18 protein-coding genes are annotated in these 19,229 nt (G+C 71.4%); 3 read left to right on the forward strand and 15 right to left on the reverse strand.

Annotation, left to right across the window (positions count from 1 at the left end; translation table 11 throughout):
* Positions 1–67: 67 nt before the first annotated feature.
* The 11 genes from yajC to pgsA form a co-directional block, all read right to left on the reverse strand.
* Positions 68–571: a preprotein translocase subunit YajC gene (gene yajC / locus ACWCQS_RS31420; protein ID WP_451007584.1), complete on the reverse strand. Its 504-nt coding sequence runs from the start codon at positions 569–571 to the stop codon at positions 68–70.
* A 189-nt stretch (positions 572–760) separates the two neighbouring features.
* Positions 761–1,843 (reverse strand): Holliday junction branch migration DNA helicase RuvB, encoded by a 1,083-nt coding sequence (ruvB, locus tag ACWCQS_RS31425; protein WP_451007585.1) that lies wholly within the window; start codon positions 1,841–1,843, stop codon positions 761–763.
* Between the two features lie 62 nt (positions 1,844–1,905).
* Positions 1,906–2,514, reverse strand: coding sequence for a Holliday junction branch migration protein RuvA (gene ruvA, locus ACWCQS_RS31430; protein WP_451007586.1), 609 nt, complete (start codon positions 2,512–2,514; stop codon positions 1,906–1,908).
* Positions 2,511–3,050 (reverse strand): crossover junction endodeoxyribonuclease RuvC, encoded by a 540-nt coding sequence (gene ruvC / locus ACWCQS_RS31435; RefSeq protein WP_451007629.1) that lies wholly within the window; start codon positions 3,048–3,050, stop codon positions 2,511–2,513. The genes ruvA and ruvC overlap by 4 nt, the downstream gene beginning before the upstream one ends.
* 126 nt (positions 3,051–3,176) lie before the next feature.
* Complete coding sequence (locus ACWCQS_RS31440) at positions 3,177–3,929, reverse strand: YebC/PmpR family DNA-binding transcriptional regulator (protein WP_451007587.1); 753 nt, start codon at positions 3,927–3,929, stop codon at positions 3,177–3,179.
* A gap of 48 nt (positions 3,930–3,977) precedes the next feature.
* Positions 3,978–4,586 (reverse strand): pyridoxal 5'-phosphate synthase glutaminase subunit PdxT, encoded by a 609-nt coding sequence (gene pdxT / locus ACWCQS_RS31445; protein ID WP_451007588.1) that lies wholly within the window; start codon positions 4,584–4,586, stop codon positions 3,978–3,980.
* Positions 4,587–4,626: 40 nt separating this feature from the next.
* Positions 4,627–5,532: a pyridoxal 5'-phosphate synthase lyase subunit PdxS gene (pdxS, locus tag ACWCQS_RS31450; RefSeq protein WP_388626197.1), complete on the reverse strand. Its 906-nt coding sequence runs from the start codon at positions 5,530–5,532 to the stop codon at positions 4,627–4,629.
* A gap of 126 nt (positions 5,533–5,658) precedes the next feature.
* Entirely contained in the window at positions 5,659–6,201 is a 543-nt protein-coding gene (locus ACWCQS_RS31455; protein WP_451007589.1) for a hypothetical protein, read from the reverse strand.
* Between the two features lie 566 nt (positions 6,202–6,767).
* Complete coding sequence (locus tag ACWCQS_RS31460; protein ID WP_451007590.1) at positions 6,768–7,928, reverse strand: glycosyltransferase family 4 protein; 1,161 nt, start codon at positions 7,926–7,928, stop codon at positions 6,768–6,770.
* On the reverse strand, positions 7,925–8,833 hold the full coding sequence (locus ACWCQS_RS31465; protein ID WP_451007591.1) for a phosphatidylinositol mannoside acyltransferase: 909 nt from the start codon (positions 8,831–8,833) through the stop codon (positions 7,925–7,927). The genes ACWCQS_RS31460 and ACWCQS_RS31465 overlap by 4 nt, the downstream gene beginning before the upstream one ends.
* The gene (pgsA, locus tag ACWCQS_RS31470; RefSeq protein ID WP_451007630.1) at positions 8,830–9,549 is read right to left on the reverse strand and encodes a phosphatidylinositol phosphate synthase; all 720 of its coding nucleotides are present in this window, start codon (positions 9,547–9,549) and stop codon (positions 8,830–8,832) included. The genes ACWCQS_RS31465 and pgsA overlap by 4 nt, the downstream gene beginning before the upstream one ends.
* Positions 9,550–9,779: 230 nt before the next feature.
* Here pgsA and ACWCQS_RS31475 point away from each other — a divergent pair, with 230 nt between their 5' ends.
* Positions 9,780–11,981: an elongation factor G-like protein EF-G2 gene (locus tag ACWCQS_RS31475; RefSeq protein ID WP_451007592.1), complete on the forward strand. Its 2,202-nt coding sequence runs from the start codon at positions 9,780–9,782 to the stop codon at positions 11,979–11,981.
* Positions 11,982–12,192: 211 nt separating this feature from the next.
* The gene (locus tag ACWCQS_RS31480; protein ID WP_451007593.1) at positions 12,193–13,839 is read left to right on the forward strand and encodes a hypothetical protein; all 1,647 of its coding nucleotides are present in this window, start codon (positions 12,193–12,195) and stop codon (positions 13,837–13,839) included.
* Positions 13,840–13,869: 30 nt separating this feature from the next.
* Here ACWCQS_RS31480 and ACWCQS_RS31485 read toward each other — a convergent pair whose 3' ends face one another.
* A complete protein-coding gene (locus tag ACWCQS_RS31485; RefSeq protein WP_451007594.1) occupies positions 13,870–14,427 on the reverse strand; it encodes an HIT family protein in 558 nt (185 codons plus the stop codon).
* A gap of 67 nt (positions 14,428–14,494) precedes the next feature.
* On the opposite strand from ACWCQS_RS31485, the gene ACWCQS_RS31490 reads away from it, so the two are divergent.
* Positions 14,495–15,151 (forward strand): potassium channel family protein, encoded by a 657-nt coding sequence (locus ACWCQS_RS31490; protein WP_451007595.1) that lies wholly within the window; start codon positions 14,495–14,497, stop codon positions 15,149–15,151.
* A 37-nt stretch (positions 15,152–15,188) separates the two neighbouring features.
* On the opposite strand, the gene thrS is transcribed toward ACWCQS_RS31490, so the two are convergent.
* The 3 genes from thrS to ACWCQS_RS31505 all read right to left on the reverse strand — a co-directional run bounded on the left by thrS (position 15,189) and on the right by ACWCQS_RS31505 (position 19,080).
* Entirely contained in the window at positions 15,189–17,165 is a 1,977-nt protein-coding gene (gene thrS, locus ACWCQS_RS31495) for a threonine--tRNA ligase (RefSeq protein ID WP_451007596.1), read from the reverse strand.
* Between the two features lie 119 nt (positions 17,166–17,284).
* Positions 17,285–18,517: a hypothetical protein gene (locus tag ACWCQS_RS31500; protein WP_451007597.1), complete on the reverse strand. Its 1,233-nt coding sequence runs from the start codon at positions 18,515–18,517 to the stop codon at positions 17,285–17,287.
* Positions 18,514–19,080, reverse strand: coding sequence for a DUF4365 domain-containing protein (locus ACWCQS_RS31505; protein WP_451007598.1), 567 nt, complete (start codon positions 19,078–19,080; stop codon positions 18,514–18,516). Before ACWCQS_RS31505 ends, ACWCQS_RS31500 begins: the two co-directional genes overlap by 4 nt.
* Positions 19,081–19,229 lie beyond the last annotated feature (149 nt).

A 19,229-nucleotide genomic window follows, 5' to 3' on the forward strand; every position in this document is an offset into this window, starting at 1 on the left:
CCGGGAAACAGACGCCCGGTGGTGCGCGGGGCGCGATTATGCCGCGCAGCGCACCACCGGGGCGTGACTACTTCGCGTCGGAGTCGCCGTCGGTCTTCTTCGGCTCGTCGTCCGCCTTGGTCTCGGCGGCCTCGGCCGTGTCGGTGCCGTTCTCATCGGCGTCCTTCTTACCGAGGTCGACGGCCTTGTCGTCGGAGGCGGCGGCAGCGGGCGAGTCGGACTCGTCGGTCTCGGTGAGGGAGGAGGCGTCGTCCGGGACGATGTCGGCGTCGGACTTCAGGTCGTGCTCGATGCCGTGGACGATGCGGTTGTACTCGTCGTCCGTGAGGACGGCGCCGATCGCGTTCTTGGCGAAGAGGAGCTCGACGCCGGGGCCGGCGTCGAGGAGGACGGTGTCCTCGTTGACCTCCTTGACCGTCGCGTACATTCCCCCGATCGTGCGGACACCGGAGCCGGGCTGCATCTCGTTCCGCATATTGGCGGCCTGCTGCTGCTTCTTCTTGGCCGAGCGCGTCATCAGGAACATGGCCGCGATGAGCACGATGAAGGGGAGAAGGGTAAAGGCATTCACGGGACGGGGTTTCCTTCGCGCGACCGCGACGGAGAGCGGCCTGTTGATGGGGGTGTGGGTCGGCGCCGCCCACAAAGGCGGCATCGGCGGAGTCTAAGCGAGTCCGCGTGCATGGAACAACGCCCAGCATGGCACCTGAGTTCCTGACCGGGCCAATGTCCTCGCCGCCATCGAGACATCATCGCGCCGTCAGGTCCCGAACAAGTCCTGTTGTCCGTTTGCCCCGGTCGGCCCCCCGCTCGCCGAGCTGGGCGGGGTCAGACCGAGGTGTGCCCAGGCCGCCGGGGTGGCGACCCGGCCGCGCGGGGTGCGGGCGAGCAGTCCCTCCCGCACGAGGAACGGTTCGGCGACCTCCTCGACGGTCTCCCGCTCCTCCCCCACCGCGACGGCGAGCGTGGACAGGCCGACGGGGCCGCCGGCGAAGAGCTTCAGCAGGGCCTCCAGGACGGCGCGGTCGAGGCGGTCGAGGCCGCGCGCGTCGACCTCGTAGACGGCCAGGGCGGCGGCGGCGATCTCGCGGGTGATCACACCGTCCGCCTTGACCTGCGCATAGTCGCGGACGCGGCGCAGCAGGCGGTTGGCGATACGGGGCGTGCCGCGGGAGCGGCCGGCGATCTCCGCGGCGCCGTCCGGCACGATCTCCACGTCCAGCAGGCTCGCCGAGCGGTGCACGACCCGCTCCAGCTCGCGCGGCTCGTAGAACTCCATGTGCGCGGTGAAGCCGAAGCGGTCGCGCAGCGGCGGCGGCAGCAGGCCCGCGCGGGTGGTGGCGCCGACCAGGGTGAACGGCGGCAGCTCCAGCGGGATTGCGGTGGCGCCGGGGCCCTTGCCGACGATGACGTCGACGCGGAAGTCCTCCATCGCCATGTACAGCATCTCCTCGGCGGGCCGGGACATGCGGTGGATCTCGTCCAGGAAGAGGACCTCGCCCTCCTGGAGGGAGGAGAGGATCGCGGCGAGGTCGCCGGCGTGCTGGATGGCGGGGCCGGAGGTGATGCGGATCGGGGCGCCCATCTCGGCGGCGATGATCATCGACAGGGTGGTCTTGCCGAGGCCGGGCGCACCGGACAGCAGCACATGGTCGGCGGTGGCGCCACGCGCGCGTGCGGCCCGCAGGACGAGGTCGAGCTGCTCGCGGACCTTCTCCTGGCCGATGAACTCGCCGAGGTCCTTGGGGCGCAGGGCGGCCTCGACGGCCTGGTCCTCCCGGTCGGCGGACGCACCGACGAGCCGCTCGGGGGCGGGGGTGTCGGGCGTGTCGTCCCAGTTCATGTGGTGTGCCTCGATCGTCGTGGGTCAGCGGGCGCGGTTCGGCGGGCCGGGTTCGCGTGGGGTCAGCGGGCGCGGTTCAGGGTCTGCAGGGCGGCTCTCAGCAGCGGTCCGACCTGCGGGGTGCCGCCGGCGGCCTCGGCCTGGGGCGCCACGGCGGCGACGGCCTCGTCGGCCTCGCGGGTGGCGTAGCCCAGGCCGATGAGGGCCGCGTGGAGCTGGTCGCGCCAGCCCTGGGTGACCGGCGCGCCGATCGCGGGGGCCGTGCCGAGGGGCTCGCCGAGCCGGTCCTTCAGCTCCAGCAGGAGCTTCTGCGCACCCTTCTTGCCGATGCCGGGGACGGCGGTGAGGGCCTTCTCGTCACCGGTGGCGACGGCGCGGCGCAGCGCGTCCGGGGTGTGCACGGCGAGCATGGCCTGGGCCAGGCGCGGGCCGACTCCGCTCGCGGTCTGCAGCAGCTCGAAGACCTGACGCTCGTCGTCGTCGGCGAAGCCGTACAGGGTCAGCGAGTCCTCGCGGACGACGAGCGAGGTGTGCAGCTTGGCAGGCCGGCCCATGCGGAGCGTGGACAGCGTGTTGGGCGTGCACTGGACGGCCATGCCGACGCCGCCGACCTCGACGACCGCGGCGTCCGGGGCGAGCGCGGCGACCGTGCCGCTGACGAAGGCGATCATGTCGTACGGCCTTTCGTTGCGTGGACTGTGTGGCGGGCGACCGCCTGCTGGAGCCGGTTCTGGGCGGGGGCGCGCCAGATGTGGCAGATGGCCAGCGCGAGGGCGTCGGCGGCGTCGGCCGGCCTCGGTGGCGCGGAGAGCCGGAGCAGCCGGGTGACCATGGCGCCGACCTGCGCCTTGTCGGCGCGCCCGGAGCCGGTGACGGCTGCCTTGACCTCGCTCGGGGTGTGCAGCGCGACCGGGATGCCGCGCCGGGCGGCGCACAGCATGGCCACGGCGCTGGCCTGGGCGGTGCCCATCACCGTGCGCACGTTGTGCTGGCTGAAGACGCGCTCTACGGCGACGAACTCGGGGCGGTGCTCGTCCAGCCACTGCTCGATGCCCCGCTCGACGGCGAGGAGGCGGTGGCTGAGATCGGCGTCCACGGGCGTGCGCACGACACCGACGCCGAGCATGGTGAGCGGGCGGCCTGCCACCCCCTCGACGACGCCGACACCGCACCGGGTCAGTCCCGGGTCCACCCCCAGCACCCGCACCGGGCCCCTCCCTCCGATCGCCTCGATCACGTGTTTGTGCAGGCTATCGGGTCCCACTGACAATGACGGCGGGCCGGTGGGACGTGTCCCACCGGCCCGCCGGGAATCCGCTGAACCCGCGGAGGGTTACGCGTCGACCTTCTCCATGATCTCGTCGCTCACGTCGAAGTTGGCGAAGACGTTCTGCACGTCGTCGCTGTCCTCGAGCGCGTCGATCAGCTTGAAGATCTTCTTGGCGCCCTCCTCGTCCAGCTCGACCTGCATGGTCGGGACGAAGTTGGCCTCGGCGGACTCGTAGTCGATGCCGGCCTCCTGGAGGGCGGTGCGGACCGCAACCAGGTCGCTGGCCTCGCTGATGACCTCGAAGTTCTCGCCGAGGTCGTTGACTTCCTCGGCACCGGCGTCCAGGACCGCGCCGAGCACGTCGTCCTCGGTCAGCTCGCCCTTGGGGACGATCACGACGCCCTTGCGGTTGAACAGGTAGGACACCGAGCCCGGGTCGGCCATGGAGCCGCCGTTGCGGGTCATGGCCACGCGGACGTCGGAGGCGGCGCGGTTGCGGTTGTCGGTGAGGCACTCGATGAGCACCGCGACACCGTTCGGGCCGTAGCCCTCGTACATGATCGTCTCGTAGTCGGCACCGCCGGCCTCGAGACCACCGCCGCGCTTGATCGCGGAGTCGATGTTCTTGTTCGGCACCGACTGCTTCTTGGCCTTCTGGACGGCGTCGTAGAGCGTCGGGTTGCCGTCGAGGTCGACGCCGCCCATGCGCGCCGCGACCTCGATGTTCTTGATCAGCTTCGCGAAGAGCTTGCCGCGCTTGGCATCGATCACGGCCTTCTTGTGCTTCGTCGTGGCCCATTTAGAGTGGCCGGACATCTGCCTGTCTCCTTCGCGTAACCAATCTCTGTACGAACGTCAGAGATCCTACAAGGACTCCGACGCTCGGTTGGCGCGCACCATGTCGACGAACAGGGAGTGCACGCGGTGGTCGCCGGTCAGTTCCGGGTGGAACGACGTGGCGAGCGCGTTGCCCTGGCGGACGGCGACGATGTGGCCGTCGTGCTCGGCGAGCACCTCGGCCCCGGCGCCCACGGACTCCACCCAGGGAGCGCGGATGAACACGCCCTCCACAGGATCGCCCGGGATGCCCTTCACGTCGACCGCGGCCTCGAACGACTCGTTCTGCCGGCCGAAGGCGTTGCGGCGCACGATCATGTCGATGCCGCCGATGGTCTCCTGGCCCGAGCGCGGGTCGAGGATCTTGTCGGCGAGCATGATCATGCCCGCGCAGGTGCCGTAGACGGGCATGCCGTCGGCCACGCGCGCGCGAAGGGGGTCCATCACGCCGAAGAGGACGGCCAGCTTGGAGATGGTGGTGGACTCGCCGCCGGGCAGGACGAGGCCGTCGACCTCGGCGAGTTCCTCGGGGCGCCGCACCGGCCTGGCCACGGCATCGGCCGCGGCCAGGGCGATGAGGTGCTCCCGTACGTCGCCCTGGAGGGCCAGGACGCCTATGACGGGTGCGTCAGTCATGTGTGTCGTGCAGTCCTTGGAAGAGTCCTTGGCGGGTGGATCACCAGCCGCGGTTCGCGTAGCGCTCGGTCTCGGGGAGGGTGTCGCAGTTGATGCCGACCATGGCCTCGCCGAGGTTGCGCGACGCGTCCGCGATGATCTTCGGGTCGTCGTAGAAGGTGGTGGCCTTCACGATGGCGGCGGCGCGCTTGGCCGGGTCGCCGGACTTGAAGATGCCGGAGCCGACGAACACGCCCTCGGCGCCGAGCTGACGCATCAGGGCCGCGTCGGCCGGGGTGGCCACGCCACCGGCGGAGAAGAGGACCACCGGGAGCTTGCCCAGCTCGGCGACCTCCTTGACCAGCTCGTACGGGGCGCGCAGCTCCTTGGCGGCGGCGTACAGCTCGTGGTTGTCGAAGCCGCGCAGCTTGGCGATCTCGTTCTTGATCTGGCGCAGGTGGCGCACGGCCTCCACGACGTTGCCGGTGCCGGCCTCGCCCTTGGAGCGGATCATCGCGGCGCCCTCGGCGATACGGCGCAGGGCCTCGCCCAGGTTGGTGGCGCCACACACGAACGGGGTGGTGAAGGCCCACTTGTCGGAGTGGTTGACCTCGTCGGCCGGGGTGAGGACCTCGGACTCGTCGATGTAGTCGACGCCGAGGGACTGCAGCACCTGGGCCTCGACGAAGTGGCCGATGCGGGACTTGGCCATGACCGGGATCGAGACGGCGTCGATGATGCCCTCGATCATGTCCGGGTCGGACATACGGGCCACGCCGCCGTCCTTGCGGATGTCGGCCGGGACCCGCTCCAGGGCCATGACGGCGACGGCGCCCGCGTCCTCGGCGATCTTCGCCTGCTCCGGCGTGACGACGTCCATGATCACGCCGCCCTTGAGCTGCTCGGCCATGCCGCGCTTCACGCGGGCGGTGCCGGTCTCGGGAGCCTGGTTGTCGATGGTGGACACGGGTGACCTCACTGATGGTGAAGAGGATTTTCTGCACCACCGAGGAAACGCGAGTGGACCAGGCCACAGCAAGGGCCAATGGCAAGCAGGTGGATCCTTTTCGTCCAGGGAGGGTTCCCCCTGGGTTCAGGCGGCCCGCTCCACCAGGGCCGCGGGGGGCTCGTCGTCCATCTCGAAGGCCAGGGGGAACGGGGCGTGGCCGGCCAGCCGGAACCAGCGGACCTTGCGATGCTCGCGGAGCCTTCGGGCGGCTCCTACGGCGTCGTTGTGGAAGCGGCGGGCCATCGGGACCCGGCGCACCGCCTCGGCCAGCTCACGCGCCGCCTCCTCCCCTCCTGGGGCCTCCCTGACGGCCTCCACCTGCGCCGGATCCCCGAAGACCGCGCGCAGGGCCTGGCTCAGCTCGCTCTCGGCGACCTCCCGCTGCTCCTCCTCGGCCTGCCGGGCGGCGTGCGCGGCCTCGTACAGCACGATCGAGGCGGCCGGGTCCAGCACGCCCGAGGTGGCCAGTTCCTGTGCCACGGAGGCCCGGCGCAGCAGCTGCGCGTCGAGCGCGGCCCGCGCGGCGTCCATCCGCACATGCAGCCGGTCCAGCCGCCCGGCCGTCCAGCTCAGGTACACGCCGATCGCGACGAGGGCGACAAGGATCCAGATGAGGGTTGCGGTCACGGGCGAAGGCTATCGGCACGCTCGGTCCGTCCTCGAAGCCCGTCGGCCCCGGGCCAGCGGACAGCGGACCCCCGCAGTCCCGCCATTCCCGCACCGGCCCGAACCCCGCCGCCCGCCGTCCCGACGCGTCGCACAAGCCGGCACCCCGCACGGCCCGAGCGCCACCCGCAACTCCGTCAGTCCCGAGCCCGCCCGAACCGCGACCCCAGCCCAACCGGTCCCGGGCCAGCCCGAAGCAGGCCCCGAAATCCCACCACCGGCCCGAACCCCGCCCTCCCGAAACGCGTCGCACAAGCCGGCACCCCGCACCGGCCCGAGCGCCACCCGCAGCTACGGCAGTCCCGGGCCAGCCGGAAGCGGACCCCCCGCAGTCCCGCCATTCCCACACCGGCCCGAAACGCGTCGCACCCACGGGCACCCCCACACCGACCCGAGCTCCACCCGCGACTCCGTCAGTCCCGAGCCCGCCCGAAACCACGGCCCCGCCCCGTCAGTCCCGCGCCCGCGCGAAGCGAGCACGCAGTCCCGTCAGTCCGGGGCCAGGCCGAAGCGGGCGCGGACTCCCGTCAGTCCCGGGCCAGGCCGAAGCGGGCGCGGAGGCCCGACCGCTCGTCCGTGGCGACCGCCGCCGTGCCGGTGGTGACGGTTTCGTACACCGACAGGATGTCCGCGCCGACCGTCGACCAGTCGAAGCGCCGTACATGGGCGCTGCCGCGCTCGCGCAGCTCCGTGCGGCGGGCCGGGTCCGCCAGGAGGCGGACGGCGGCCTCGGCGAGCGCGTCGGCGTCCTCGTTGGCGAAGACCTCGCCGGCCTCGCCCTTGTCGAGGACCTGCACGAAGGCGTCCAGGTCGGAGGCGAGCACGGGCGCGCCCGCCGACATCGCCTCGACCAGGATGATGCCGAAGCTCTCGCCGCCGGTGTTGGGCGCGACGTACAGGTCGACGCTGCGCAGGAAGCGCGCCTTGTCCTCGTCGCTGATCATGCCGAGGAACTCCACACGCGCGCGTAGCTCCTTCGGCAGGTCCTCCACGGCCGCCTCCTCGTCGCCCCGCCCGGCGACCAGCAGGCGCGTCTGCGGGCGGGCCGAAAGGATCTTCGGCAGCGCCTTCATCAGGACCGGCAGGCCCTTGCGGGGCTCGTCGATGCGGCCGATGAAGCCGATCGTGTCGCCCTGCCACTCCGGCTTCGGCTCGGCCTTGGCGAAGAAGTCCACGTCGACGCCGTTGGGGATGACCACCGCGTCCCCGCCGAGGTGCTCGACCAGCGTCCGGCGGGCGTACTCGCTGACCGCGATCCGGGCGCTGATCTTCTCCAGGGCCGCCTGGAGGATGGCGTACGCGGCGATCATCGCGCGCGAGCGGGGGTTGGAGGTGTGGAAGGTGGCCACGATCGGGCCGGAGGCCGCCCAGCAGGTCAGCAGGCCCAGCGAGGGCGAGGTCGGCTCGTGGATGTGGACCACGTCGAAGGCGCCTTCGTGCAGCCAGCGCCGCACCCGCGCGGCCGACAGGAAGCCGAAGTTCAGGCGGGCCACCGAGCCGTTGTACGGCACCGGGACCGCGCGGCCGGCCGAGACGACGTACGGCGGCAGCGGGGTGTCGTCGTCGGCCGGGGCGAGGACGGACACGTCATGGCCGAGGCGGAGGAAGTACTCGGCGAGGTCGCGGATGTGGAACTGGACGCCGCCGGGCACGTCCCAGGAGTACGGGCAGACGATCCCGATTCTCACGAGGGTCCCTTCGCGGGGTCGAGGTCGGCGAGCCACAGCCGCTGCAGCATGTGCCAGTCCTCCGGATGATCGGCGATCCCGGTGGCGAAGGCGTCGGCCAGCGCCTGTGTCATGACAGACGTCTTCTCGGCCCGGGTACCTGACTCGGGTACCTCGACCGGGGGATGCACACGGCCCTGCATGACAGGCGAGTCGTCGTACCAGAGAGTGACCGGCAGCAGCAGCGCGCCGGTCTGCTGGGCGAGCAACGCCGGGCCCGCGGGCATCCGGGTCTTCTCGCCGAAGAAGTCGACCTCGACGCCGGAGGCGGACAGATCGCGGTCGGCGACCAGGCAGACCAGGCCGCCGTCGCGCAGCCTGCGGGCGAGGGTGCCGAAGGCGGAGCCGCCACTGTGCGGCAGGACCTCCATGCCGAGGCCCTCGCGGTAGGCGACGAAACGGTCGTACAGCGTCTCGGGCTTGAGCCGCTCGGCGACCGTGGTGAACGGCGTCTCCAGCTTGGTGGTGACCCAGGCGCCGGCCAGGTCGTAGTTGGCCATGTGCGGCAGCGCGAGGATCACGCCCCCGCCGGCGGCCAGTCCGTCGGTGAGGAAATGTATGTCCTTGGGGTCGAAGCCCGACTTCACGCGCTCGCGGCTCCAGGCGGGCAGCCGGAAGGACTCCATCCAGTAGCGCAGGTACGAGCGCATGCCCGCGCGGGACAGTTCGCGCAGGCGCTCGGGGCCGGCGCCGGGCACCACGCGCGCGTAGTTGCTCTCCAGCCGCTGCACTCCCTTGCCGCGCTGCTTCCAGGCGAGGTCGGCGATGGTCTGCCCGAGCCGCACCGCGACGGGTTCGGGGAGCTTCTTGACGGTGCTCCAGCCGAGCCCGTACAGCCCGTCGGTGAGCCGTTCGGCGGCGCTCACTTCGCGGCCTCGCTGGGGCTCTGGGCCGCGGCGGCCTCCGCCTCGGCGGACTCGCGGCGGACGGTGACGACCCGCTGGATCAGCGTGACGAGGCTGCCGACGGCGACGATCCACAGGGCGATCGGCAGCAGCCACTGGATGCCCGGCACACCGAACTTGTGCAGGCCCGCGAAACCGGCCGCGACCAGCGAGATCACCAGCCGCTCGGCGCGTTCGACCAGGCCGTTGACCGCGACCGGCAGCCCGATGGACTCGCCGCGCGCCTTGGTGTACGACACCACCTGCCCGCTGGCCAGGCAGAAGATCGAGACGGCGCACAGGACGTCGTTGTTCCCGTTGCCCGCGTACCAGAGCGCGAAGCCGCCGAAGATCGCGCCGTCGGCGACCCGGTCGAGGGTGGAGTCCAGGAAGGCGCCCCAGCGGCTGGAGCGGCCCAGCTGGCGGGCCATGTTGCCGTCGACCAGGTCGGAGAAGACGAACAAGGTGATCACGACCGTGCCCCAGAAGAACTCGCCCCGGGGGTAGAAGACCAGCGCGCCCGCGACCACACCGGCCGTGCCGATGAGCGTGACCGTGTCGGGGCTCACGCCCCGGCGGATGAGAAACGCGGCGAACGGCGTGAGGACACGCGTGAAGAATGCACGCGCGTACTTGTTCAGCATGGCCTTCCCGACGGTCGGTGTCGCCGCGGCCCTGGTGGCCTCCGGCTGGCCCATCGTAGCCACGCGCGCGTGCGCGTGACGGGCGGGCACCCGCGGCCCGTGGCGCGAACCGGTGCGGGCCGCCGTGCGCGGCGCGATCGGCGTGCGCGATTGTCGTTCGTATGGACGCAGCATGACGGGAGTGGAAAGCTCGAATAACCGCGGGCGTCGCCGGAGCCGCCAGTGCACGCGGGTCCCGCGTGTCCGCGCCCACAGTGACCTCACCGTGCACGGGAGGCAGGATCATGGGCGACAAGACTCAAACGCACCACCCCGGGGCCGCCGGCAGGGCTCTGGAGGCCGACCAGCCCGCATCCGTACGGAACGTGGTGCTGGTCGGCCACTCCGGTTCGGGCAAGACGACTCTGGTGGAGGCCCTCGCGCTGGCCGCGGGGGCGGTGAACCGGGCGGGCCGCAAGGAGGACGGCGGCACTGTCTCGGACTACGACGAGATCGAGCACCGGCAGCAGCGCTCGGTACAGCTCTCCCTGGTGCCGGTCGCCTGGGACGGCATCAAGATCAACCTGCTCGACACCCCCGGATACGCCGACTTCGTCGGGGAGCTCAGGGCCGGTCTGCGCGCCGCGGACGCGGCCCTCTTCGTCGTCTCGGCCTCGGACGGCGTGGACGGCTCCACCCGGATGGTGTGGGAGGAGTGCGCGGCCGTCGGCATGCCGCGCGCGATCGTGATCACGCACCTGGAGGCGGCCCGCGCCGACTTCGAGGAGATGACCCGCGTCTGCGCGGAGGCCTTCGGCGGCGACGACCCCGATGCCGTGCTGCCGCTGTACCTCCCGCTGCGCGGCCCCGAGGGACCCGACGGGCACGCGCCCGTGACCGGGCTGGTCGGACTGCTGTCGCAGAAGCTGTTCGACTACTCGACCGGGGAGCGCAAGGAGTCCGAGCCCGGCGAGGACCAGCTGCCGGACATAGAGGAGGCCCGCAACCGGCTCATCGAGGGGATCATCGCCGAGAGCGAGGACGAGACCCTCATGGACCGCTATCTCGGCGGCGAGCAGGTCGACGTCAAGACGCTGATCCAGGACCTGGAGCGGGCCGTCGCCCGCGGCTCGTTCTTCCCCGTCCTGGCGGCCGCCCCCGCCGCCGAGGGTGCCAAACAGGGCCTGGGCACGGTGGAGCTGCTGGAGCTGGTCACGGGCGGGTTCCCGACCCCGTTCGAGCACCCGCTGCCCGAGGTCACCACCATCGACGGCAAGGCGCGCGCGCTGAAGCCGTGCGACACCGGCGGCCCGCTGGTCGCCGAGGTCGTCAAGACCTCCTCCGACCCCTACGTCGGCCGGGTCTCCCTGGTGCGTGTCTTCTCCGGCACCCTGCGCCCCGACCAGACGGTGCACGTCTCCGGGCACGGGCTGGCCGACCGCGGCCACGAGGACCACGACGTCGACGAGAAGGTCGGCGCCCTGTCCATGCCCTTCGGCAAGCAGCAGCGCCCGGTGACGCACGCGGTCGCCGGCGATCTGGTGTGCGTGGCCAAGCTCGGCCGGGCCGAGACCGGGGACACGCTGTCCGCGAAGGACGACCCGCTCCTGATGGAGCCCTGGCGGATGCCCGACCCGCTGCTGCCGCTCGCCATCCAGGCGCACAGCAAGGCCGACGAGGACAAGCTCTCGCAGGGCCTGTCCCGGCTGGTGGCCGAGGACCCCACGATGCGGCTGGAGCAGAACCAGGACACCCACCAGGTGGTCCTGTGGTGCCTGGGCGAGGCCCACGCGGACGTCGCCCTGGAACGGCTGCGCAGCCGCTACGGCGTCCAGGTCGACGTCGTCCCGCACCGGGTCTCCCTGCGGGAGACGTTCGCGAACAAGGCCGGCGGACGCGGGCGGCATGTGAAGCAGTCCGGCGGGCACGGGCAGTACGCCATCTGCGAGATCGAGGTGGAGCCGCTGCCGGGCGGCTCGGGCATCGAGTTCGTGGACAAGGTGGTCGGCGGTGCCGTACCGCGCCAGTTCATCCCGTCCGTGGAGAAGGGCGTACGGGCGCAGGCCGCCAAGGGTGTCGCCGCGGGATATCCGCTGGTGGACGTGCGGATCACGCTGCTGGACGGCAAGGCGCACTCGGTGGACTCCTCCGACGCGGCCTTCCAGACCGCGGGCGCGCTCGCGCTGCGCGAGGCCGCGGCGGACGCGAAGATCCATCTGCTGGAGCCGGTGGCCGAGGTGTCCGTGCTGGTCGGCGACGACTACGTGGGCGCCGTGATGAGCGACCTGTCCAGCAGGCGCGGCCGGCTGCTCGGCACCGAACAGGTGGGTTCCGGGCGGACGCTGATCAAGGCCGAGGTGCCCGAGTTCGAGATCGGCCGGTACGCCGTCGACCTGCGCTCGCTGTCGCACGGCACGGCACGGTTCGACCGCGCCTACGCCCGGCACGAGCCGATGCCGCCGCAGATCGCCGAACGGATCCGGGAACAGGCAGGTGAGAACGGGTAGTTCAGCACCCGCGAGCGGGTGCGCGGGCGGGCGGCTTCGGCCGTCCGCCCGCGGGTTGTCGGTGGCGGCGGATACGCTGATCACGTGATCGGGTCGTGCCGCAGTCGTCCGGTTGTGACGGGTAATCGACGCGACGGCCCGTTCAACAGGTGTGCGGAGCAGGGAAGTCGGGAAGGCCGCAGAAGCGACACCGGCGGCGATGGGGGCGGGAATGTCGTTGGGAACGGAGTGGGACGGGCCCCAGGTGCCCGTCTCGGGCGACGCGAGTCAGGCGGCGACCGCCGCGCTGGCCTCCGCGGCGTACCGGGACAGCCCGATGGAGGAGATCAAGAAGGCCGACAACGAGTGGCACGAGTCGACTCTCAAGCCCGGCAGGATCGCCCTGCTGCGGCCCAACCTCGGTGAGGCGTTCTCGCGGGCCGTGATCGGCCGGATGCTCGCTCCCGGCCGCAAGCCGCTCATCCAGTCCTTCGGCACCGAGCCCCAGTTCGTCGTCGAGCACTGCCTCGCGGCGAACAACATCCGCCGGGAGCGCGACAACCGCCTGACCGCCGTGACGGTCCTGTGCGGAGTCCTCTTCCTGCCCGGGCTGCTCGCCTGGCTGCTCGTCTTCCAGCTGCGCACGTTCGTCGCCACGCGCGAGCACAAACGGGCGGGTGCGCTCGCCACCGCCCTGCTCCTGGGGGTCGGCGTGCTCGCCGCGCTGTTCCTGATCAAGATGCCGTTCACCGGCTTCTGGGCGTGGTATGCCCGGGGGTCGGTCGTGCTCCCCGTGCTCGGCTGGTTCTGGGCCAAGCGGATCTGCGAGCGCACGGCCAAGGATCTGCGGGCCCGCTGGGGCGGCCTGCTCTCGGGCACCAGCGTCGGCGCCAAGGTCCCCGAGGCCGTGCCGCGCGGCCCCAACCAGACCGCGGCCGAGGAGCTGCGCCAGTCGCTGGCCCGGCTCAGCGCCGAGCAGCAGTCCAACTCGGTCTTCTACGCCGGCCCCAAGGGCATACTCGGCATGGGCACCCGCTGGGGCGCCTGGCAGCTCGCCGAGGACCTGGTGCCCGCCGACCCGGCCCGGGAGATCCACCCCTTCCGCAGCTGGGACGTGATACGCGCGATCCACGACCAGCTCGCCCTGCTGGAGCGGGGCCCGCTGAACACCGGCGGGTTCCCCAAGCCGTCCATCAAGCACTGGATCGTCACGCCGATCGGCGAGAAGGCCACGGAGGTGGCCCGGCCCGAGGGCACCGACGTCGAGGCCTTCCAGGTCAAGACGCACGCGATACAAGAGATCTGCAACAAGCAGCAGTTCGGCAGCGGCGACCGGCACTATCTGGGCGTGCAGTGGACGCTGTGGGACGGGCAGCTGGTCCTCACCATGCTGATCACGGTGACGGTGCTGCACGAGACGCTGCGCATCGAGGTGACCGGGCATGCGCTGGGTCCGGTGAACGCGCTGTTCACCTCCAAGCCGGAGCCGCCGAGCAAGGAGGTGGCCAAGTCCCTCAAGCCCTGGGAGACCAGGAAAATCATGCTGCCGCTGGTCACCACCGACGAGGTGGTACGGCTCGCCGCGCGCGCCCCGCTGACCTGGTACCCGCCGCTGCTCAACTGGCTCGGCGGCTCGCTCGTCCTGCCCGAGCCGTTCGGTCTGCGGCACGCCTGGGCTGACCAGCCCTGGCGGCACCGCTTCATGGCCGACGACGCGCTGCGCGCGGCCACCCCGGTGCTGCGGGTGGTGCACTCGGCGGCGATCCGGGTGCTGGAGGAGAACGGCGTGGACACGGAGAAGTTCGGCACGCGGTCGGGCATCCTCAGCGGCTTGGTCCAGGACCCCACGCCGAAGAAGGCCGACCTGTACGACGCGTGAGCGGTGCCCTCGGCGGAGGGCACCCCGCGGCTACGCCGGCCAGGACTCCGCCAGCATCTTCCTGGTGTCGGCCAGCAGCTGCGGCAGCACCTTCGTGTGGCCGACCACCGGCATGAAGTTCGTGTCGCCGCCCCAGCGCGGGACGATGTGCTGGTGCAGGTGGGCGGCGATGCCGGCGCCCGCGACCGTGCCCTGGTTCATGCCGATGTTGAAGCCGTGCGCGCCGGACGCGGTGCGCAGGGCCGTCATCGCCTGCTTGGTCAGCTCGGCGAGCTCCGCGGTCTCCGGACCGGTCAGGTCCGTGTAGTCGGCGACATGGCGGTACGGGACCGTCATCAGATGGCCGCCGTTGTACGGGTAGAGGTTGAGGACGGCGTAGACATGCTCGCCGCGCCGGACGATCAGCCCGTCCTCGTCGGACTTGGCCGGGATCGTGCAGAAGGGGCAGCCGTCGTCGGCCCCCGGGCCGCTCGGCTTGTTCTCGCCCTGGATGTAGGCCATCCGGTGGGGCGTCCACAGGCGCTGGAACGCGTCCTGCGTCCCCACTCCGATCTGCTGCTCCGGCTCACTCGTCATGCTAGGCAGCATATGGCTTCGCCCGTTCGCGGCGTGTCGCCGGGGCGGCGGGAGAAAGGTCACCGGCCAAGCTTGGCCGGTGGACGACGACAGCCGCCGGGCGCTCTGGGAGCAGCGCACCGAGATCCCCCTCTTCCTGGCGTCGCTGGTCTTCCTGGCCGCGTATGCCACCCACGTCCTGGCTCCGGACCTGCCCGCCTTCTGGCACACCGTGTGCAAGCTGGTGATGCTGGCCCTCTGGGTGCTGTTCGCCGCGGACTACGGGGTGCGCTGGCGGCTCAGCGGGCAGGGGCTGCGCTTCGTCCCCACGCACATGCTGCACACGATGGTGGTCATTCTGCCGCTGCTGCGCCCGCTGCGGATCGTTCCGCTGTACGACGCGGTACAGCGCAAGGCCGGACAGCCCCGGCTCTCGCTGCACGCACGCGTGATCTCCTACGCCGGCCTGTCCACCCTGCTGCTCGGCTTCTCCGGTGCTCTCGCGGTCTACCAGGCGGAACGCGGGGCGCCCGGCGCCACCATGCGCACGTTCGGGGACGCCGTGTGGTGGGCGGCGTCGACCCTCACCACGGTCGGCTACGGCGACGTCACCCCGGTCACCCCGATGGGCCGGACGATCGCCATCGGGATGATGATCGGCGGCCTCGCCCTGCTCGGCGCGGTGACGGGCTCGTTCTCGTCCTGGCTGATGCAGACCTTCACCCGCGAGGGAGACGAGAGGCCCCCGGGGAGGTGAACCTCCCCGGGGGCCTTCGTACGGAGCCGGTGCCGGATCAGACCTGGGCCCGCTCCTGGACGACCTGTGCGATCTTCGCGATGGCCGCGTCGAACGGGATGCCGTTCTCCTGCGAGCCGTCGCGGTAGCGGAACGACACCGAGCCGTTAGACATGTCCTCGTCGCCCGCGATGACCATGAAGGGCACCTTCTGCTTCTGGGCGTTGCGGATCTTCTTCTGCATGCGGTCCGAGGAGGAGTCCACCTCGACGCGCAGGCCCTGCTTCCGGGCCGCGGCGGCGAACTTCTCCAGGTACTCCACGTGCGTGTCGCCGATCGGGATGCCCAGCGCCTGGACCGGGGCCAGCCACGCCGGGAAGGCACCCGCGTAGTGCTCCAGCAGGACGGCGAAGAACCGCTCGATGGAGCCGAACAGCGCGCGGTGGATCATGACCGGGCGCTGCTTGGAGCCGTCCGGGCCGGTGTATTCCAGGTTGAAGCGCTCGGGCAGGTTGAAGTCGAGCTGGATGGTCGACATCTGCCAGGTCCGGCCGATCGCGTCCTTCGCCTGGACGGAGATCTTCGGGCCGTAGAAGGCGGCGCCGCCCGGGTCCGGGACCAGGGGCAGGCCCTGCTTCTCGGCGACCTGGCGCAGGGTCTCGGTCGCCTCCTCCCAGACCTCGTCGGAGCCGACGAACTTCTCCGGGTCCTTGGTGGACAGCTCCAGGTAGAAGTCGGTCAGGCCGTAGTCGCGCAGCAGGCCGAGGACGAAGGTGAGCGTCTTGTCCAGCTCCTCGGACATCTGCTCACGGGTGCAGTAGATGTGCGCGTCGTCCTGGGTGAAGCCGCGGGCACGGGTCAGGCCGTGCACGACGCCCGACTTCTCGTACCGGTACACGGTCCCGAACTCGAAGAGGCGCAGCGGCAGTTCGCGGTAGGAGCGGCCGCGCGCGTCGAAGATCAGGTTGTGCATCGGGCAGTTCATGGGCTTGAGGTAGTAGTCCACGCCCTCGTCGAGCTGCATGGGCGGGTACATGCCCTCGGCGTACCAGTCCAGGTGCCCGGACGTCTCGAAGAGCTTCCCCTTCGTGGCGTGCGGGGTGTAGACGAACTCGTAGCCCTCCTCCTCGTGGCGGCGCCGCGAGTAGTCCTCCATGACCCGGCGGACGATGCCGCCCTTGGGGTGGAAGACGGCGAGGCCGGAGCCGATCTGCTCCGGGATGGAGAAGAGGTCCAGTTCGGTGCCGAGCTTGCGGTGGTCGCGCTTCTCGGCCTCGGCGAGGAAGTCCAGGTAGGCCTTCAGCTCGTCCTTGGACGGCCAGGCGGTGCCGTAGATGCGCTGGAGCATCGGGTTCTTCTCGCTGCCGCGCCAGTAGGCGGCCGCGTTGCGCATCAGCTTGAACGCCGGGATGAGGCGGGTCGAGGGCAGGTGCGGACCGCGGCAGAGGTCCTTCCAGCACAGCTCGCCGGTCTTGGCGTCCAGGTTGTCGTAGATCGTCAGCTCACCGGCGCCGACCTCGACGTCCGCGCCGTCGTCGGAGGAGGCCGAGCCCTTGAGGCCGATCAGCTCCAGCTTGTACGGCTCGGCGGCCAGCTCCTCACGGGCGGCCTCGTCGGTGACCACACGGCGGGCAAAGCGCTGCCCCCGCTTCTGGATCTCCTGCATCTTCTTCTCGATGGCCTTGAGATCCTCGGGCGTGAACGGCTTCTCGACGTCGAAGTCGTAGTAGAAGCCGTCCTTGACGGGCGGGCCGATGCCCAGCTTGGCCTCGGGGAACAGCTCCTGCACGGCCTGCGCCATGACGTGCGCGGTGGAGTGGCGCAGGATGTTCAGGCCGTCCTCGGACGAGATCTCGACGCCCTCGACGGTCTCGCCGTCCTCGACCTCGTGGGCGAGGTCCTTCAGCTCGCCCCCGACACGCGCGGCGATGATCGAGCGCTCGCCCGCGAAGAGGTCGGCGGCCGTAGTGCCCGTCGTCACCACGCGTTCTTCCCGCTCGGAATCGCGTTGGATGATCACACGGACGTCTGACACCGGTCTCTCCTGACTGAAGGTGGGTGCGGCGCCATACCAGGAGCGCGCGCACAGGCGATCGTACCGACCCCACGGCGCCGACCGCGAAACGGTCACCCACAGTCCCCTGTCGTCACTCCTCAGTCCTCGTCCCCGTACGCCTCCCCGCAGGCCTCCTCGAAGAAGTCGAGGTTCTCCTGCAGGGACTTCAGCAGCCGGTCCCGCTCGCCCTCGTCCACCTGTACGGGCACGACCCCGGAGGCGCCGGTGAGCCGGCGGAAGCCGCCCCGGCGCTCCAGCCGGCCGTGCACGCGCACCGGGAGTCCGACGAGGTGGGCGTGGCCGGCGATGCGGTAGTCCTCCTCGTCCAGGGTGACGCGGACGTGCGGGACATCGGCTCCGGCGAGGACGCGGAGCCGTACGGTGCCCTCGCCGCCCGGTCCGGAGCGGCGCATACGGACGACGGCGCCGGTGATCCGGACCGGTACGGAGGGTTCCTCGCGCAGATAGCGGGCGGCGGCCTCGCGCAGCACGGGCAGGTCGCCGGGTGAGAACTCGACGGGTTCGGCGGAGGGGGCGCAGCCTTCGGGGACGCCGGCGCCGGGTGCCCAGGCGACGGCGATCCGGGCGCCCTCGGTGCCCCGCACGAGCGCGGCCAGCGCCTCGGTCAGTTCACGGCTGACGCCGGCCTCGACCGCGCCGTCGAAGGCGTCCATGCCGCCGGTGGCCCGCTGGTAGTCGACGGCCTCGCGGGCGGCGTTCAGGGCCTGGTGCAGGCGGACGGCGAGCGCGCGGCCGGTGGGCACGGGCACGAAGGCGGTGAGGTGCCGGCCCTCGGCGGCGGGCCCGACGAGGACGTCCTGCAGCAGTGCGGCGGCGGAGCGGCGGTGGCGGGCGCCGTAGTACCCGGCACGCGCGCGTGTGGCGAGCGCGGCGGCGAGCAGCATCTGCCGGGCGGCGCCGCGCAGTTGCTCGGCGGCCGTCCAGGGCGCGGCGCCGACGGGTCCGCTCGGGGTGTCCCGCCACCAGCGGATCTCGTCGCTGGGCACGGCGAGGGAGATCAGCACCTCGCGCGCGGCGGGCGTCGCGCTGCGGGCGAGGGCGTCGAGGGCCTCGCCGAGCAGGTCGTCGCTGTCGGGGAAGGCGCGGCTCTCGGGCACCAGCAGGCTGGTCCCGCCGGCGCCCGGTCCCGGCGGGGTCCAGCGGCCGTAGCGCCCGGGGGCTCCGCCGCGCCGCTGCCAGCCGTGCCGGTGCAGCAGGGCGCCGAGCACGGCGGGGTCGACCTCGGCGGGCTCCGGGGGCCGGTTCCACGCGAGGTCGTCGGGATGCGGCCGGACCTGGCGCGGCAGCTCCTCGTACGGACGGCTCCTCATGGCCTGCCTCCCGTCCCGACCCGCGTCATGATCTCGCACAGCGCCCGGTCGTCGAAGATGCGTGTGGTCGGTATCCGCACGGTGGTCCGGTGCCGGCCGGTGATGGGGTGGCCGGCGAGGTTGATCCAGTAGCAGCAGTGCCTGAGGTCGAGCCGGTCGTGGCTGGCGCGCAGCCAGTCGTCCTGCGAGCGCGGGACGAGCATGACGACCAGGATCTTGTGCACCGAGACGGGTGTGCGGGCGAGCTTGCGCAGGTGGTCGTTGTCGAGGGTGAAGGAGAAGGTGCGCCCCGGAGGGTTCGGCGCGACCTGGTACGTGGCCTTCAGCTGCACCTTGATGGTGACCTCGTCGTCGACGGTGTGTCCGGGCGCGCTGTGGCTGACGTGCCAGTCGATGCCGTTGTCCGGGAAGGGCTGGGACAGCGAGCAGCCGGCCGCGGCGGCGACCGCGTGCAAGTAGCCGACCTGCAGTGTCTCCATGCAGGCGGTGGTGGCGAGCGTGCCGCGAAGGGGGCCCGTGCGATCGGGCAGCAGCCCGCCCCGCTCGGGCTGCGCTATGGCCATGACCAACAGCCTTCCAAGCCAAGAGTTTCCCCGCTGCGGGCCGCTGAACTGCAAAGACCCGTACTCCTGTTGTCTCCCCCCGGCGTACGGCGCAAACGGCCCGGGTATCACCAAACGGGCAGAAGACGGAACGTCACCTGCCCTGGGTG

This window comes from Streptomyces sp. NPDC002076 (assembly GCF_053593835.1).